The organism is Rickettsiella endosymbiont of Litargus connexus (assembly GCF_964277335.1).
Lineage (GTDB): Bacteria > Pseudomonadota > Gammaproteobacteria > Diplorickettsiales > Diplorickettsiaceae > Aquirickettsiella > Aquirickettsiella isopodorum.
This window is the reverse complement of sequence record NZ_OZ195516.1, coordinates 1,328,475-1,346,097: the sequence shown is the minus strand read 5'-3', so window position 1 is coordinate 1,346,097 and position 17,623 is coordinate 1,328,475. Positions and strand designations below refer to the sequence as shown.

At 36.9% G+C, this 17,623-nt stretch carries 14 protein-coding genes and 2 tRNA genes; 13 read left to right on the top strand and 3 right to left on the bottom strand.

The genetic code is table 11. From position 1 onward, the window contains the following. Positions 1 to 7: 7 nt before the first annotated feature. The 6 genes from clpX (at position 8) to ACICP9_RS05885 (ending at position 6,163) form a co-directional block, all read left to right on the top strand. A complete protein-coding gene (clpX, locus tag ACICP9_RS05910) occupies positions 8 to 1,327 on the top strand; it encodes an ATP-dependent Clp protease ATP-binding subunit ClpX (protein WP_395497542.1) in 1,320 nt (439 codons plus the stop codon). A 20-nt stretch (positions 1,328 to 1,347) separates the two neighbouring features. After that, positions 1,348 to 3,837, top strand: coding sequence for an endopeptidase La (lon, locus tag ACICP9_RS05905; RefSeq protein WP_071662762.1), 2,490 nt, complete (start codon positions 1,348 to 1,350; stop codon positions 3,835 to 3,837). Between the two features lie 250 nt (positions 3,838 to 4,087). Then, a complete protein-coding gene (locus ACICP9_RS05900) occupies positions 4,088 to 4,366 on the top strand; it encodes an HU family DNA-binding protein (protein WP_071662761.1) in 279 nt (92 codons plus the stop codon). 42 nt (positions 4,367 to 4,408) lie between these two features. Further along, a tRNA-Val gene (locus ACICP9_RS05895) sits at positions 4,409 to 4,484 on the top strand. A gap of 11 nt (positions 4,485 to 4,495) precedes the next feature. Continuing rightward, positions 4,496 to 4,572: transfer RNA gene (locus ACICP9_RS05890), tRNA-Asp, on the top strand. Between the two features lie 130 nt (positions 4,573 to 4,702). Further along, positions 4,703 to 6,163: a SurA N-terminal domain-containing protein gene (locus tag ACICP9_RS05885; RefSeq protein WP_395497539.1), complete on the top strand. Its 1,461-nt coding sequence runs from the start codon at positions 4,703 to 4,705 to the stop codon at positions 6,161 to 6,163. Positions 6,164 to 6,190: 27 nt separating this feature from the next. Here ACICP9_RS05885 and ispD read toward each other — a convergent pair whose 3' ends face one another. Continuing rightward, positions 6,191 to 6,898: a 2-C-methyl-D-erythritol 4-phosphate cytidylyltransferase gene (ispD, locus tag ACICP9_RS05880; protein WP_395497537.1), complete on the bottom strand. Its 708-nt coding sequence runs from the start codon at positions 6,896 to 6,898 to the stop codon at positions 6,191 to 6,193. A gap of 165 nt (positions 6,899 to 7,063) precedes the next feature. Here ispD and cysQ point away from each other — a divergent pair, with 165 nt between their 5' ends. Both cysQ and ACICP9_RS05870 read left to right on the top strand, forming a co-directional pair. Further along, complete coding sequence (gene cysQ, locus ACICP9_RS05875) at positions 7,064 to 7,861, top strand: 3'(2'),5'-bisphosphate nucleotidase CysQ (protein ID WP_395497535.1); 798 nt, start codon at positions 7,064 to 7,066, stop codon at positions 7,859 to 7,861. Positions 7,862 to 7,897: 36 nt separating this feature from the next. Further along, positions 7,898 to 8,890, top strand: a complete 993-nt coding sequence (locus ACICP9_RS05870) for a malate dehydrogenase (protein ID WP_395497533.1) — start codon at positions 7,898 to 7,900, stop codon at positions 8,888 to 8,890. A gap of 401 nt (positions 8,891 to 9,291) precedes the next feature. On the opposite strand, the gene ACICP9_RS05865 is transcribed toward ACICP9_RS05870, so the two are convergent. Continuing rightward, entirely contained in the window at positions 9,292 to 11,598 is a 2,307-nt protein-coding gene (locus ACICP9_RS05865) for a DNA translocase FtsK (protein WP_395497531.1), read from the bottom strand. A 283-nt stretch (positions 11,599 to 11,881) separates the two neighbouring features. Between ACICP9_RS05865 and trxB the strand changes: the two genes are divergently transcribed. The 4 genes from trxB (at position 11,882) to ACICP9_RS05845 (ending at position 14,742) form a co-directional block, all read left to right on the top strand. Continuing rightward, positions 11,882 to 12,841, top strand: a complete 960-nt coding sequence (gene trxB / locus ACICP9_RS05860; protein WP_395497529.1) for a thioredoxin-disulfide reductase — start codon at positions 11,882 to 11,884, stop codon at positions 12,839 to 12,841. Positions 12,842 to 12,871: 30 nt separating this feature from the next. Further along, positions 12,872 to 13,603: a VacJ family lipoprotein gene (locus ACICP9_RS05855; RefSeq protein WP_395497527.1), complete on the top strand. Its 732-nt coding sequence runs from the start codon at positions 12,872 to 12,874 to the stop codon at positions 13,601 to 13,603. 99 nt (positions 13,604 to 13,702) lie between these two features. Next, entirely contained in the window at positions 13,703 to 14,182 is a 480-nt protein-coding gene (locus ACICP9_RS05850) for a Dps family protein (RefSeq protein ID WP_071662753.1), read from the top strand. Positions 14,183 to 14,337: 155 nt separating this feature from the next. Further along, a complete protein-coding gene (locus ACICP9_RS05845) occupies positions 14,338 to 14,742 on the top strand; it encodes an RNA-binding protein (protein WP_071662752.1) in 405 nt (134 codons plus the stop codon). A gap of 37 nt (positions 14,743 to 14,779) precedes the next feature. Here the strand turns inward: ACICP9_RS05845 and ACICP9_RS05840 are convergent, their stop codons facing one another. Then, entirely contained in the window at positions 14,780 to 15,517 is a 738-nt protein-coding gene (locus ACICP9_RS05840; RefSeq protein WP_395497525.1) for a ComF family protein, read from the bottom strand. 272 nt (positions 15,518 to 15,789) lie between these two features. Here ACICP9_RS05840 and glmS point away from each other — a divergent pair, with 272 nt between their 5' ends. After that, on the top strand, positions 15,790 to 17,616 hold the full coding sequence (glmS, locus tag ACICP9_RS05835; protein ID WP_395497523.1) for a glutamine--fructose-6-phosphate transaminase (isomerizing): 1,827 nt from the start codon (positions 15,790 to 15,792) through the stop codon (positions 17,614 to 17,616). Positions 17,617 to 17,623 lie beyond the last annotated feature (7 nt).

Here is a 17,623-nt window from a genome sequence, read left to right as displayed (position 1 = left end):
AATAAATATGAGTAGTTCCATAAACGATAAAACCTCGGGGCCTCTTCACTGTTCATTTTGCGGTAAAAGTCAGGATGAAGTGCCAAAATTAATTGCAGGTCCTTCTATTTTTATTTGCAATGAGTGTGTGCAGCTATGTAGTGATATTTTGCAAGAAGAGTTTCAACAGGAAGTTCCGCGTCAGGAAGGGTGCATATCGATCCCCAAGCCATCGGAGATCCATGAAGTATTTAACGAATTTGTCATAGGCCAAGAATTTGCCAAGAAAATATTATCTGTAGCCGCTTACAACCACTATAAGCGTCTAGAATTAATTAAAAAAGCACGCCTTCATCCGCTAAATGTAAAAGACGATACGGAACTTAGTAAGAGTAACGTATTGCTTATAGGTCCTACCGGAAGCGGTAAAACTTTACTCGCAAAAACTTTAGCGCGGGTTTTTAATTTACCTTTTGCTATCGCCGATGCAACGACCTTAACTGAAGCGGGTTATGTGGGTGATGACGTAGAAAATATTTTACAAAAATTATTACAAGCGGCCAATGGAAACATTGAAAAGGCTCAGCTAGGAATTATTTACATAGATGAAATTGATAAAATTAGCCGTCGTGCTGAAAATCCATCGATTACTCGAGATGTCTCAGGTGAAGGTGTTCAGCAAGGGTTACTCAAATTACTTGAAGGGACTGTTGCTTCAGTACCTTTACAAGGTGGGCGTAAGCACCCTAATCAAGAAACAGTACAGATAGATACGACTAATATTTTATTTATTTGTGGTGGTACTTTCTCTGGTTTAGAAAAAATTATTCGTGAACGTACCGAGAAAACAGGAATTGGATTTTCTGCTGATGTGCGTAGCAAAGGTGATAAGCGAAGTTTAACAACTTTGTTAAATCGACTTGAGTCAGAAGATTTGATTAAGTATGGAATTATACCCGAGTTAATAGGGCGTTTACCTGTCATTTCAACTTTAGAAGAACTTGATGAAAAAATGCTGATTCAAATCTTAAAGGAACCCAAGAACGCTTTGATCAAACAATATTTCAAATTATTTAAAATGGACAATGTCGATTTAGAATTCCGTGAAGATGCTTTGCAAATGGTGGCGAGAAAAGCTTTAGAGCGCAAAACAGGCGCAAGAGGTTTGCGTGCAATCTTGGAAAGTGTTTTATTAGATACGATGTATGAATTGCCTTCTATGCAGAACGTAAATAAAATTGTTATTGAAGCAAGCACCGTCAGCAAGGGAGTAAAACCCTTGGTGATTTACAAGCAAGAAAAAGAAATTGAAGTAGATAATAAAGAAATAGCGGCGGGTAGCGAGTAAATCTTTCAAAGGTTGAATTTATGGCAAAGCAACTAACAAGCGGCGGGGCAACGACTTCTAAACTTTCAGAGAAGCTTCCTCTACTCCCTCTTCGGGACGTCGTAGTTTATCCTCATATGGTGATACCACTATTTGTAGGTCGAAAACAATCGATAAAAGCTTTGGAAACTGCCATGACTGAATCCAGCACTGAGAAAAAGGTTTTACTCATTGCGCAAAAGAATCCTGCTGAAGATAGCCCTACTATCGAAGGTTTTTATCAAGTTGGAACAATCGCTACCATTTTACAATTGTTAGAATTGAAAGATGGTACTGTTAAAGTGTTGGTTGAGGGTTCCCAACGAGGTAAGGTTAAACAGTTTTTTCAAGAGAAGGATTATATAGCTGCAGAGATCGAAGTCGTAGGTATACCCCCTGTTGAGCCTGATCAAGAGATTGAGGTTTTGACACGAACAATTCTGAGTCAATTTGAGCAATACGTTAAATTAAATAAAAAAATTCCCTTAGAGATTTTAAGCACTTTATCGAGTATTGATAATCCAGGTCGGTTGGCCGATATGATCGCAGCACATTTGACGCTTAGAATTCAAGAGAAACAAGAGATACTTGAGATTTTTCCATTAAAAAAACGTCTAGAACGCTTATTAGCTTTTCTTGAAAGTGAAATTGATTTGCTGCAAATACAAAAGCGAATTCGTGGGCGCGTTAAAAAGCAGATGGAAAGAAGCCAGCGCGAATATTATTTAAATGAGCAGGTAAAAGCGATTCAAAAGGAATTGGGTGAGTCTCAAGGCGTTACTAATGAACTTGATGATCTCGCAAAGCGTATCGAAAAGGCAAAAATGCCTAAAGAGGTAAAGGATAAGTCAATCTCTGAATTGAATAAATTAAAATCTATGTCGCCTATGGCCGCAGAGGCGACTGTGAGCCGAAATTATTTAGATTGGATTTTATCTCTTCCTTGGAATAAGCGGAGTAAGGTTCGTTACGATTTAGACAAAGCACAAAAAGTTTTGCAAGAAGCGCATTACGGATTAGAAAAAGTCAAAGAACGTATTATTGAGTTTTTGGCAGTTCATCAACGTGTTAAAAAATTAAAAGGCCCTATTTTATGTTTGGTAGGACCACCAGGAGTCGGAAAAACATCTTTAGGGCAATCGATTGCTGAGGCTATAGGGCGCGAATTTGTGCGTATGTCTTTAGGTGGTGTGCGTGACGAAGCAGAAATTAGAGGACATCGACGTACTTATATCGGTTCTATGCCCGGTCGAATTATGCAAAAAATGGCTAAAGTGGGAGTCAAAAATCCACTATTTATGCTTGATGAAATCGATAAAATGGCGATGGATTTTAGGGGCGATCCTGCAGCGGCATTACTAGAAGTATTAGATCCTGAACAAAATCATGCTTTTGATGATCATTATCTAGAAGTAAGCTATGACTTATCTGAAGTTTTATTTATTGCTACGGCGAATACGTTGAATATTCCGCCGGCATTATTGGATCGTATGGAAGTTATTCGTATACCTGGATATACTGAAGATGAAAAAATTAATATTGCTAAACAACATTTATTACCTAAACAACTTAGCCAAAATGGTTTAAAAATTACGTCAAAAAACAAAGAATTAATTTTGGCGGAAAGCGCATTGCAAGATATTATTCGTTATTATACTCGTGAAGCGGGTGTTCGTAGCCTTGAGCGCGAAATTGCTAAAACTTGCCGGAAGGTTGTTACAGAAATAGCGCGTAAACCTAGTGTGAAATCAATTACCGTCACTAGTCATAACTTAGAAAAATATCTTGGTGTAAGACGTTATCGTTATGGATTAGTCGAGCAACATGACCAAGTAGGACAGGTAAGTGGTTTAGCTTGGACAGAAGTCGGCGGTGATTTATTAACTATCGAAGCCGCAGTTGTTCCTGGAAAAGGAAAAACAAGTTATACAGGTCATTTGGGCGAGGTGATGCAAGAGTCAATACAGGCGGCATTAACAGTGGTTCGAAGTCGAGCTGAAGTATTAGGTATTCCTATTCATTTTTATGAGAAAAAAGATATACACGTACACGTTCCTGAAGGCGCAACACCTAAAGATGGACCTAGTGCAGGGATAGGTATGTGTACTGCATTGGTTTCTGCGATCACTAAAGTACCTGTACGGGCTGATGTCGCGATGACAGGAGAAATAACTTTACGCGGTGAAGTTTTGCCGATTGGTGGTTTAAAAGAAAAATTACTAGCGGCGCATCGTGGAGGCATACGTGAAGTTATTATTCCAGAAGAAAATAAACGGGATCTGAAAGAAATTCCTAAAAATATTAAAGAAGGCTTAATTATTCACCCTGTTCGTTGGATAGATCAAGTTTTGGATATCGCTTTACAACATGCAGAAAAAGCTTCAGTTAAGTCTAATGCTAGAAAGAAGGGTGAAAAAAAAATGACTGTACCTATCAAGCTAGTTGATAAAAAAAATCAAGCGAAAATTAATCCTACGACAAATACTCGCTAGCATGCTCACAGCAATTGGATTTTTGGCAAGGCGCCGCGAGAATGAGCAACCGGAGTGTATTCAAGATACTTGAGGATTGCGAGTTGAGTGGCAACGCAGACAAAAATTCAAGTGCGAAGAGTATATAACTCTTATTCCCTTGACAGAGGATTCACGCTATTGATATAAACAGTTCCACTTATAATCTATAGCAAGACGCTTAAAATTAATTTAAAGGGTTGGGTCTTAATTTCTACCGTTGTGAGGGTATATGAATAAATCAGATTTAGTTGATGTTATTGTGGAAGCAGCACAAGTTCCAAAAAATGTTGCTGGAAAGACTTTAGAAAAAATTCTAGATTCTATTACTAAAGCGTTATGTAAAGGAGAAGATGTTAGTTTAGTTGGGTTTGCTACACTTTGTGTTCGTCATCGTAAAGCACGTACTGGACGTAATCCTAAAACTGGAGAATCTTTACATATTAAGGCAAGTAATGTTGTAGCATTTAAAGCAGGAAAGGCACTAAAAGATGCTGTGCAAAAAGAGTAGCAATATCTTGTAAATAAGTTTAGAATGACGTCCCTTTCGACAGGGTGCTTAGCTCAGTTGGTAGAGCATCGCCCTTACAAGGCGAGGGTCGTAGGTTCGATCCCTACAGCACCCACCATATATATTGCGGGAGTGGTAGTTCAGTTGGTTAGAATACCGGCCTGTCACGCCGGGGGTCGCGGGTTCGAGTCCCGTCCACTCCGCCAGTTCTCTAAAAATTTAAATATAAATCTAAAAAAGATTAAAGCCAGAATAATAAAATGTTCTTACTAGAGTTTAGATAGTATTATATTTCTTAAATCTCTTTTAGATTGGTTTAACTAAAGTTTCTTTACTATGTTGCAATCCATTCGTGATAGAACACAAGGTTGGATAACCAATACCGTAATTGGATTATTAATTATTGTTTTTACTCTATGGGGTATCCATGGCTATTTAGAGCTTAATGCAGGAAGAAATAATAAGGTAGTCGCTAAGGTCGCTGGCCAAACATTACTTCAGAGTGATTTTGATAAGGCGTATCAACGTGCCTATCAGCAAACACGGGATCGTTTCGGTGAAAAATTTTCTAATGATGGAAAAATGGCGAAGGAATTAAGACGGCAAATTTTGCGGGAATGGGAAACAACACAAGTTTTATTTCAGGCTGCTTTACAATCCAAATACCGCATTAGTCAGTCTTTAATAGATTCTGTTTTATTGCAAATTCCAGCATTTCAATCTGAAGGTCGTTTTTCTATTGAAAAATTTTACGATGTATTACATGCCCTCAATTATACTAAGCTTGAATTTCTAGGTGATATAAAAAAAACATTACTTATTAATCAGGTCAAGCAAGGAATAACACAAAGCGAATTTGCGTTACCTCAGGATATTAGTAACTACATAAAATATAGAGATCAAAAAAGAGATTTTGCTTATCTTATTATTCCTCATTCAAGATTTTCAGAACAGAAAAACCTCCCTGACTTCAAAATTTTTGCATATTATCAGAAAAATAAGCTGAGTTTTAGTCAGCCAGAGCAGGCTAGCATTGAATATATCGAACTTTCCTTCCAAGATGAAAAAAAATTTCTAGAAAATAGAGGTAAATTAGCTAATTTAACTTATATGCACCCTGATTCTTTAGCCATCGCAGCAAATAAATTGGGTTTGGAGATACATTCCACCGCTTTTTTTGATAAAGCAGGTGGAAAAAAGGGCTTGAGTAAAAATTCAAAAATACTTGCTGCCACATTTAGTCAGGATGTTTTACAAGGAAATAATAGTCCTGTGATTGATATTAATTCAAATACCGCGATCGTTTTACGAATTAAAAAATACCAGCCTGCGGGTATACAGCCCTTTAATAACGAGGTGCGAGAAAAGATAAAGGTAATCTTGAATAAACAACTAGCTATATCTAAAGCGCGGCAATTTGGAGAAAATTTACTCAGAAACTTGGAAAAAATGGGTTCTACGCCTATTAATTTAGAAAGCAAAAAATTAAAATGGAAGTTTATTAAGCAGGCAAATCGGTATGATAAGAAATTAAATAAGGAAGTTATAAATACGGTATTTACTTTAACTCCACCTAATAAGCATATCCTTGCTTTGTTATCAATGAAAGGTTTTAGTTTGGAAAATGGAGATTATGTATTGGTCAGACTAATGGCTGTTTACGATGAAGCTTCTCCACCGCTACTAAATAATTCAACAAAAAAGCTTTATCGTGAAGAAATAGCTAAAAATTTGGGCCAGTTAGATTATACTCTTTACACAAATAACTTATTGAAAAAAGTAAAATTAATTCCATAGTCGTTGATAAGCACTTTAAATTTTAACTTAAGAAGGGAAGAGGTCTGGTCGAATAGAAAGATAATAATTAAGTAAATTTAAGTCTTCCTTATGGGTTACTTTAATATTATCTGTACGTCCTTCTACCATTTTAGGTTGCTGGCCGATTAACTCGATGGCATTAGCTTCATCCGTAGTGAATTGGTTTTTTTTGATAGCAAAACCAAGCGCGTTAACCAGCCAATGGTAGCGAAACATTTGTGGAGTTAAGGCTGCCCATAATTTTTTTCGATCCAATGTTTCAAATCGCTGATTATCTATATATTTAACGGTATTTTTTATCGGATGCCCTAATAACCCACCTACAGGATGATCGTCTAAATGGGCAATAAGTTTATCAATATCGCTTGGATGTAAAAGTGGTCGAACTGCGTCATGTACCAATATCCAATCATTTTTTTTTGCAAAGTTTTTTAAAGCCAATAAGCCAAAAAATACCGAATGAGAGCGTTCTTCGCCTCCTAATACGGTGAGTAGATGAGGGGAACTAAATTGTAGATCTGACCAATGGTTATCATTTTTATTGATTACTACAACACATTTTTTAAATTGGGGATAGTTTAGTAGAGTGGTTAATGTGTATTCAAGTATTTTTTTTCCATTAATAGATATATATTGTTTAGGTAAATCTATTTGCATGCGATTTCCCACACCTGCGGCTGGGACTATTGCAAAATAATTAATTAGGTTTTTCATTATAATGTATCAGTAGAGTATCTTCGAATAGGATAATAATTATCAGCCAGTTTATGGGAGGCTAATAAAGCATCAATTGGGTGGGATCCCTTGTTTATTTTACTCCCGTCCCTAATCAGGTTTAATATTTTCGTATTTTCTTAATGAGCTGTATACTGCCAACTTATGAATTCTTTGCTTAATGAAGTAGTTTCTCTCGCTAAAAAAGCCGGAAGTCAAGTTCTTAATATTTACCAAAATGATTTTAAGGTTGAATATAAAATAGATAAATCCCCTATAACTGTTGCTGATTTAGCCTCTCATCATTGTATTTGTCAAGGATTACGCCGATTAACGCCTGATTTACCTATTATTTCTGAAGAATCAAAACCTATTGTCTATCAAAAAAGACAGGCTTGGGAGAAGTATTGGTTAATTGATCCTTTGGATGGAACAAAAGAATTTTTGGAAAAAAATGGCGAATTTACTATTAATATTGCTTTAATTGAACAAAATAAGCCAAGCTTAGGCGTTATATTTGTTCCATATACGAATATTTGTTATTTTGCCAGAAAAGGTTCGGGAGCCTATAAGCAAATAGGTCAAACCCAACCAAAAATTATCCGTAGCCGAGTTTGGAAAGAAAAGCAGCTTATCACTGCGGTAGTGAGTCGACGGCATGGCCGGGAGGAGCTAAAGAATTTTTTAGCTCAGTTTTCTAGTTTAAATTTATTGTTTTGTGGAAGTGCGTTAAAATTTTGTTGGGTTGCTGAAGGTTTAGCCGATATATATCCGCGTTTTTCATCTACGTTTGAATGGGATACAGCAGCAGGTCAATGCATACTTAATGAGTCGGGAGGTCTAGTTATAGATAATACGGGTCAGGAATTGCAATATAACCTGTCAATTTCTTTACAGAAAGCTAATTTTTTAGCTGTAGGGGATAAAAGACATCCTTGGTTACATTATCTTAAGTCCAGATAAAAAAATTAACTACATATTAGTCTTATAGGAATCTGTATGAATAAAAAACCAATTAAAGTAGCCGTTTCCGGAGCAGCTGGCCAAATAGGTTATGCTTTATTATTTCGTATCGCTTCAGGCCAAATGTTTGGCCCTGATCAACCCGTGATACTCCATTTATTAGAACTGGATAGAAGTCTTCCTGCTTTACATGGAACCGCTATGGAGCTTGATGATTGTGCTTTTCCGTTGTTAAAAAATATTATTTGTACTAGTGAGCTAAAGGAATCGATGAGGGATATCAATTGGGCTATTTTAGTGGGCTCTATGCCACGTAAAGAGGGCATGGAACGTGCGGATTTGTTAAAGATAAATGGCAGCATATTTGCCCCACAAGGAAAGGCGATCAATGCCTATGCTGCTGCGGATGTAAAGATCTTTGTGGTAGGTAATCCCTGTAACACCAATTGTTTAATTGCCATGCACCATGCACCCGATATTCCCAAGGCCCGTTTTTTTGCTATGACTTTATTAGATGAAAATCGGGCTCGTGCACAATTGGCAAAAAAAGCGGTAGTTTCAGTTGAAGAAGTGACCCAAATGGCAATTTGGGGAAATCACTCATCAACACAATATCCTGATTATTATAATGCTAAAATTGCGGGAAAACCTCTCATGGAAGTTATTCGTGATGAACAATGGCTAAAAGATGATTTTATCTCAATAGTGCAGACTCGAGGAGCCGCTGTCATTAAAGCTAGAGGGGCTTCTTCTGCTGCTTCTGCTGCCAATGGGATAGTCGAAAGTATCTATCATTTAACACATGATACTAAAAATGATGATTTTTTTTCTGTTGCTTCATGTTCGAGAGGTCAGTATGGAGTGGATGAGGGATTAATATTTTCTTTCCCTAGCCGGATTGAAAATGGTCAGTTTAGTATAGTAACGGATATTCAGCATAATTCATTTGGAGAGGAAAAAATTAAACTGAGCTTAAATGAATTACGTGCTGAAAAAAATGAAGTAAAGGAAATGGATTTAATTAACTGAGGCATTTAAGTGAAAAAAAATTGTACGGTGGATTTATTTTAATTGAAGTATCTTCCCGTACAATTACAAAATATTTTTTTCTTTTGCAAAGAAGCCGAAAATTATTATTTTTATTCTCTAATTTTAATTATTTGTAGAACCCCTTTAACAATTAAAAAATAATACCGAATTATATTCTAATTGTCTAAATAAAAAAGTTTTTATAGAAATAGTTTTCTAATAAAATATTATCTTGTTTATTTAAAATTGATTTATAAATAAACTTAAAAGTATTTATACAGAAAAGATGAGCTTTTTGAGACACTAAAAATACTATTTTTTCATCAGAGTTAGAAAAAATTTTTGGGTTGGTAGCCTCTCTAAGAAATCTAATAATTTATATGGAATAAACTATGTGAAGTTTATTCATTTAATCTATCAGGGATGAGGATGTCACGATTTCCATTACTTTCCATAGCGCTAACTAACCCTGCTTTCTCCATATCTTCCATTAACCGTGCTGCACGGTTGTAGCCAATTTTCAGTCGTCGCTGAATACTAGAAATAGAAGCTCTGCGCGTTTCTATAACAATTTGTACGGCTTGATCATACAGCGCATCTTTTTCACTTGAAGTATTATCTAAAAAATCCAAATCTCCGCCTTCATTAAGGTTAGTTTGAGTGAGATCAAGTCTATATTCTGGAGCAGCAGATTTTTTTAATGCACTGACAACGTGATGGACTTCCTGATCAGCTACAAAAGCACCATGAACTCGAATAGGAACACCAGTCCCTGGTGCTAAATACAACATATCTCCATGACCTAATAATTGTTCAGCTCCTTGTTGATCCAGAATAGTGCGTGAATCAATTTTCGATGAGACCTGAAATGAGATACGTGTGGGAATGTTTGCTTTGATTAAGCCAGTGATAACATCGACAGAGGGTCTTTGCGTGGCTAAAATCAAATGGATGCCTGCCGCTCTGGCTTTTTGCGCGATTCTTGCAATTAACTCTTCAACTTTCTTGCCAACCACCATCATCATGTCAGCAAATTCATCGATTAATACGATAATATAGGGAAGATGTTCTAAAATTTCTGCTTTATCACCTTGTTCTGGCTTCCAAAATGGATCATTAAGTGGTTGTCTTTTATCAGTAGCTTCTTGTATTTTTTGATTATATCCTGCTAAGTTTCGTACTCCTAAATGTGCCATCAATTTATAACGGCGTTCCATTTCTGCCACACACCAGCGTAAGGCATTCGCTGCTTCTTTCATATCGGTAACAACAGGGGCTAAAAGATGAGGAATACCTTCATAAATAGCTAGTTCTAACATTTTTGGATCTATCATGATGAGCCTTACTTGCTGAGGTGTTGCTTTATATAGAATGCTCAGCAGCATGGCATTGAGACCGACCGATTTTCCTGAGCCTGTTGTTCCAGCAACCAGTAAGTGTGGCATTTTCCCTAGATCAACGATAACTGGATGGCCGGCTATATCTTTGCCTAAGGCCAGCGAGAGCGGTGATCGTGCTTGTTGGTAAGCGGTTGAACTTAATATTTCACTGAGCCGAACAATTTCTCGGTGTTTGTTAGGGACTTCGAGTCCAACGACGGACTTACCAGGAATAACTTCCACAATACGTACACTTACTACAGATAATGAACGAGCTAAATCTTTAGCGAGCCCTGTGATACGGCTTACTTTAATTCCTGCAGCGGGTTGCATTTCAAAACGAGTGACTACGGGTCCCGGGTGTACGGCTACAACTTGTACTTGTATCCCAAAGTCTTTTAAACGCAGCTCAACATCTCTTGATAGCTGTTCTAGTTCATCGCGTGTGTATCCTTCTTTACTCAATTTTTCAGCGGGATCTAAAAGAGTTAATGAGGGAATAGAAGATTGAATAACATTTTTTTTATTCGAAACTAAGGTGGTAGGTGATGAGTAAGGTTTAATAGAAAGTGGATTATGATGAATTTCTTCTGAGTTAGGTATAGGGGAATTAATTATGGGATTAAATTGAGACGAAGATTTGCTGTTAGAAGTGTTTAGTGTATCGGATTTATACAAAGTACTTACACGAGGCTTAATTTTTTCAGCCCCTCTTTTTTTTATTACATAAAGGGTGAGTTGTTTTAATTTTTCTACGATTTTTCCTGGCATTACCATAATGTAGCTGCTTATTTTATCGATAATACTTAACCAAGAAAAACCGGTTGCAAGCGTAGTGCTAGCTAATAAAAGCGCTAATAGAAATAATGTACTGCCCACCACATTAAATTGGACAACAAAACTTTTTGTAACGATATTTCCTAATTGCCCACCTGGAGTGTAGCCGTGCGTAGTCTGTGTACTGTGCAAAGCAGCGAGTCCACAAGCTGCAATGAAAATAGTAATAAAACCTAATAGACGTAAAGCTAAAAAAGGATAACTAAAAGATAAACTGGAAAAACTACCTTTAAAACATTGCCATCCTCCATACAATAATAATGCAGGAAATAAATAAGCTAAGGAGCCAAAACTATTAAAAAAGAAATGGGCCAGTTGATCTCCTAAACGGCCTGCTATGTTTATTGAGCTTTTAACAGATAGCATAGGATGATAAGTCCATAAAGCTAAAAATAAAAAAAGAGCCAAGGCTCCACTCACGATGAGTAGACCTTCTAGTAGACGTTGTTTAAGACTTAACTGTAAAAATTCTTCAGTTCTGGTTTTTTTCAAGAGTGCTCCTTATTTAGGTCATACATAAGCATACAGTCTTTTTGGAATATACTCTTCGCACTTGTGAATTTTTGTCTGCGTTGCCGTTCAACTCGCAATCCTCATGGTTATTATATACACTCCAGTTGCTTTATTTCATGGCGCCTCACCAAAAAAACCAATTGCTGTGAATATACTTATAGGGGTATAGGTACTATTTATAGCGTTCTTTGTTATACTTTGTTAGCAAATTTAATTATAACAATTTTTTTCTTATCTGGGTTTTCATCCTAAAGTGGGGATTATGAATAAGGCTAAAAATCATCGATTAATTATTTTAGGTTCCGGACCTGCAGGATATACAGCGGCACTTTATGCAGCAAGGGCAAATCTTGAGCCAGTCATTATTACTGGGTTGCAAAAGGGTGGTCAATTAATGACCACTACTGATGTTGATAATTGGCCAGGTGATATAAAAGGGCTGCAAGGACCCGTTTTGATGGAACGTATGCATCAACATGTGCAGCGATTTAATAGCAATATTATTTTTGACCATATCAATAAAGTTGACCTATCCTTAAGGCCTTTTGTCTTAAAAGGGGATGAGAAAATTTATTACTGCGAGTCATTGATCGTAGCTACCGGTGCATCAGCTAAGTATCTAGGTTTACCTTCTGAAAAAGAATTCATGGGCAAAGGGGTTTCAGCGTGTGCTACCTGCGATGGTTTTTTTTATAAGGGCCAAAAAGTAGCAGTCGTGGGAGGTGGTAATACCGCTGTAGAAGAAGCCTTATATATGGCTAATATTGCCGATCATGTTTTTCTTATTTATAGGGGCAGTGAGTTTTTTCGTCCTGAAAAAATTTTGTTGGATAAATTAATGGCAAAAGTGAAAACTGGAAAGATAGCTTTAGTGTTAGAGACTGAAGTGGATAGTATTTTAGGAGATGAAAAAGGAGTTAATAGTTTAAAACTTATTAATAATAAAACAAAGGCTATTAGTCAATTAGACGTTCAAGGTGTTTTTATCGCTATTGGCCATACGCCCAACACAGCGATATTCAAAAATCAAGTAGATATGGAGAATAACTATATTTTAGTCCGAGGAGGAAGTAAGGGTTTTGCAACAGCAACTAGTGTAAAAGGAGTCTTTGCCTGTGGTGATGTCATTGATTCTGTTTACCGTCAAGCTATTACATCCGCTGGGACAGGCTGTATGGCGGCACTGGATGCTGAGAAGTATTTAAGTGAAAGTTCTAATTAAAATTAGAAATTATAATATGAGGCATCGGGAATGCATAACAGGTTATTAGGATTTTACCTATTGTTATTGGTGGCATCACCCGTTTTAGCTGTTGATTTGGATAGTGATTTAAATAACGATCCTTATGAAAATTATAATCGGCATGCTTTTAAACTTAACCAGACATTAGATAAAATTTTTTTTAAACCGATAGCTACAGTTTATAAAACAATTTTACCGTGGCCTATTACTAAAGGTATTAGTAATTTTTTTAGCAATTTAGAACAAGTTCCTACTATTATTAATGACTTACTACAAGGTGAGTTTTATGATGCAACTTCAGATACATGGCGCTTATTAATAAATAGTACGATAGGGGTTGCAGGATTTATTGATGTGGCTACTCGAATTGGATTACCTGATCATCATCAGGACTTTGGTCTTACTTTAGCTAAATGGGGTTATACCTCTTCAGCTTATCTAGTCGTCCCTATTTTAGGTCCGCGAACCATACGAGATACAATTTCTTGGGGAATGGATTATGGGGTTTTTTCTGTTTATCCTTATATAAATGATGTCCCCTGGCGAAATGGTTTAATATATGGGAGTTTCATTAATGCCAGGGCGCAATTGTTGGATTTCGATCAGGCGATAAAACAAGCCTCTTTTGACCCCTATGTATTCCAACGCAATGCCTATTTACAACGCAGAAATTATTTAATTCGTGAGCGCAATAATTTAATAACGGATGAAGATGATGAAGAGGATGATGTGACTGAATAGTTTTTATAAGTCTTTCCCAAAGCGTCATTTATAATTGCATGGATAGTTTGGTTTGAAAAAAAGCAGTCTAAAAATATAAATTTTAATTTTGGAGGTTTTATGAAAGAGGCACTTAATGTTGGATTGACTGAAGCTAAACGAAAAAAAGTCGCTGAAGGTTTGATTATATTATTAGCAAATAATTATGTATTATATTTAAAAACCCATAATTTCCATTGGAATGTTGTAGGCCCTATGTTTCAACCCTTGCATAGTGTATTTGAAGGGCAATATATTGATCTTTGGAATGCAGGTGATACTATCGCTGAGCGCGTTCGTGCATTAGGGTTTCCTGTGCCTGCTAGTTATGCCGATTTTGCAAAATTAAGCAAAATTAAGGAAGCTGTTGGGACACGCACGGTAAAAGCTAAAGATATGATTAGCCAGCTAGTCCATGATCAGGAAGTTATGATTCGTTTAGCGCGTGAATTATTACCAGAAACCGAAGAGGCGGATGATCAAGTGTCTGTGGATTTACTTTCTGACCGTATGGAAGTTCATGAAAAAAATGCCTGGATGTTACGTAGCTTTTTAGAATAGAGAAGTTTTAAGCAACTTTACGGCCCCATATACCCTAGAGGATTGTCCTGTGTTACTATGATTGCGTTTAGTTTATCTCTGCCATCGCCGGATAGGAAGCGTGAAAGCGATTAATATTCTGGAAATGGCTTTTTTTAGCCTTTTGGAGGTTTTGCGTGAATAAAAGATTGTATGTGGGTGGTTTAAGCTATAGCGTCGATGACGATGGACTAAGAGAGCTTTTTACCCCTTTTGGGACAGTAAACTTCGTTAAAGTTATCCGAGACTTCCATAGTGGCCGTAGCAAGGGCTTTGGTTTTGTTGAAATGTCTACACCTGAAGAAGCGAAAGAAGCGATTGAAGCGCTTCATGGTAGTATCCACGAAAGACGTACCATTACAGTTTCTGAGGCTAATCCACCAGATTCTAATGCAGGTGGTACAGGCGGCGGACGTCGTACTGGCGGTGCTGGTGGTGGTCGTCGTACCGGCGGCGGCGGGCGTGGTGGCATGGGCGGTTCTGGCGGTGGCAATGGTGGTGGTTATCATCGTGGCCGTGAGCAACGTGAAGAGCAGTATTAAGAGATTTAGTACCTTAGTATATAATAGAAAAGTAGGTTTAATTCCCGTCTAAGTAAGTGCGGGCACAACACCATACATCTATTCTTTTTACACCCACATCGTATAAAGCGCGACTTATCTCGATGAACGTATGGCCAGTGGTCATTACATCATCGAGTAGCGCTATATGCTGCTGAGCAAGATCCTGATGCGCAAAAAAAGCATTTTTCACGTTATTTGAACGTTGATTTGAAGGTAACTTACTTTGAGAGGCCGTATTTATTACTCTTTGGCATTTTTTATACTCAATAGGTATATTTAATTTTTTAGAAATAGGTCGGGCTAATTCTATCGCTTGATTAAAACCGCGTTCATTTAGCCTTTTTTTATGTAAAGGGACGGGAATAATTCTATCTGGCAGCTGCTCACTTTGGTACCGTGAACTGATTTTTTCAGCTAATAGAGTGCCAAAAATTTTTGCATAAACTAATTGTTGCTGGAACTTAAGGCCAATAACCCATTTTTTAATTATTTCTGTATAAGAAAAAAAAACACATAACTTATGAAAAGGTAAGGGAGTTTTTAGACAAGCGCCGCAAACAGATTGTCCTTGAAAAGCTAAAGGGATCGCACAAGAAGTACAGGCATTTTTTAACCAAGGTAAAAATGTCTCGCATTCCATACATAAATCAAGTTCCCTATTCGCCTTATCGTTACAAATAATGCAATGATAAGGAAAGAAGCCATGAGTGATACCTTTATTTAATTTTTTTAGTAATATACTGATATTCATCATATACAATCCTTGTTAACCTAATTGAAAGAGGGATAGAAAAGACTAATTAATCCATAATAAACTTTTTTCATCATCATGATGAATCAAACAATTTAAATTTCGCATTTGATTAACAATGCCTAGACTTAAACAGTTATACTCATAACAATTGGATTTTTCGCAAGGCACCGTGAAAATGGAGCAACTGGAGTGTATTTAACCATGAGGATTGCGAGTTGGGCGGCAACACAGACAAAAATTCAAGTGCGAAGAGTATATAAAGGTATATAAGTATGTGTGGAATAGTAGCGGGAATAGCACAACGTAATGTAGTCCCTATTCTTATGGAAGGTTTGAAAAGACTAGAATATCGTGGATATGATTCGGCTGGAATCGCCATTTTGGATTCAAAGCATCATTTAATATGCCGACGTACTGTAGGTAAAGTTGAAGCTTTAGAGAAAACAATAATGCCTGAAGCCTTATCAGCTACCATTGGCGTTGCACACACGCGTTGGGCGACTCATGGGAAACCGAGTGAATCTAATGCGCATCCACATATATCAGACAATATTGCCTTAGTTCACAATGGCATTATTGAAAATTATTTGCCTTTAAGACAAGAATTGATAAAAGTAGGTTATTCCTTTGAATCTGAAACGGATACCGAAGTTATTGCGCATTTATTAAATCAAGCGCTGAAAAAAAATAATAATTTCTTGCTTGCTGTTCAGAAAACAGTAGCACGTTTAGAAGGTACTTACGCCATAGTTTTCCTTTATCAAGATGATCCTAAATCTTTAATAGCTGTTCGTAAAGGGAGCCCTTTAATGGTGGGGCTTGGATATGGTGAAAATTTTATTGCATCAGATCATTTAGCATTATTATCGGTTACGCAACAATTTATTTATTTACAAGAAGGTGATATTGCTCAGGTCACCGCTGAAACAGTTAGTATCTATGATAATAACGGGAAGAAAGTTCATCATCCTAAGCATTTAATTGATTTACCAACAGAAGTGGTGAGTAAAGGGAAATACCGTCATTTTATGGAAAAGGAGATTTTTGAGCAGCCCAATGCAGTTAATGCTGCACTTGAAGGTCGTCTTGTGAACCCATCAGAAGTCTGGGATGAAGTTTTCGGACCTAATTCTATACAGCGTTTTGCTCAAATTAAACACGTACAAATAGTTGCTTGTGGTACTAGTTACCATGCAGGCTTGATTGCGGCGCAGTGGTTAGAACGATGGGTAGATATTTCTTGTCAGGTAGATGTTGCCAGTGAGTTTCGATATCGACCGCATATTATTCAGCCAGAGACATTATTTATTGCCTTATCTCAATCAGGAGAAACAGCAGATACATTAGAAGCATTAAGGCAAGCTAAAACTGAAAACTATGTAGCTACATTAACAATTTGTAATGTTCCTGGAAGTACTATGGTACGAGAATCTGATTTTGTATTATTAACTCGAGCCGGTCCTGAAATTGGTGTGGCATCGACTAAAGCATTTACCACTCAATTAACCGTTTTATTATTATTAACCTCTTTTTTAGGTCTAGCCCATGGTTGGGATGAAAAACAAGAAACGATCTGCTTGTCTGCATTAAGAAGCTTACCTAAGCTTATAGAACAAACATTAAAATTAGATCCTGCGATAAAAAAATTAGCTAAATTATTTGTCGATAAAGAACATGCCTTATTTATTGCTCGAGGAATTCATTTTCCAGTAGCGCTAGAAGGGGCTCTCAAACTTAAAGAAATTTCTTACATCCAAGCCGAAGCTTATCCGGCTGGGGAGTTAAAGCATGGACCGCTTGCTTTAGTCGATAGTAATATGCCAGTAGTTGTTTTAGTCCCATCCAATGAGTTGCTAGAAAAACTTAAGTCAAATATCCAAGAAGTGCGTGCCCGGAATGGTCAACTTATTTTGTTTGTACAAGAAGAGTTAGATAGTCATGATGATAGCAAGAGTATTCTACTTCCCAAAGCAGACGATGTGATTAGTCCGCTAATTTTTGCAATTCCACTACAACTTTTAGCTTATCATGTAGCGATTTTAAAAGGCACTAATGTAGATCAACCGCGAAATTTAGCAAAATCAGTCACTGTCGAATAAAAGAAGA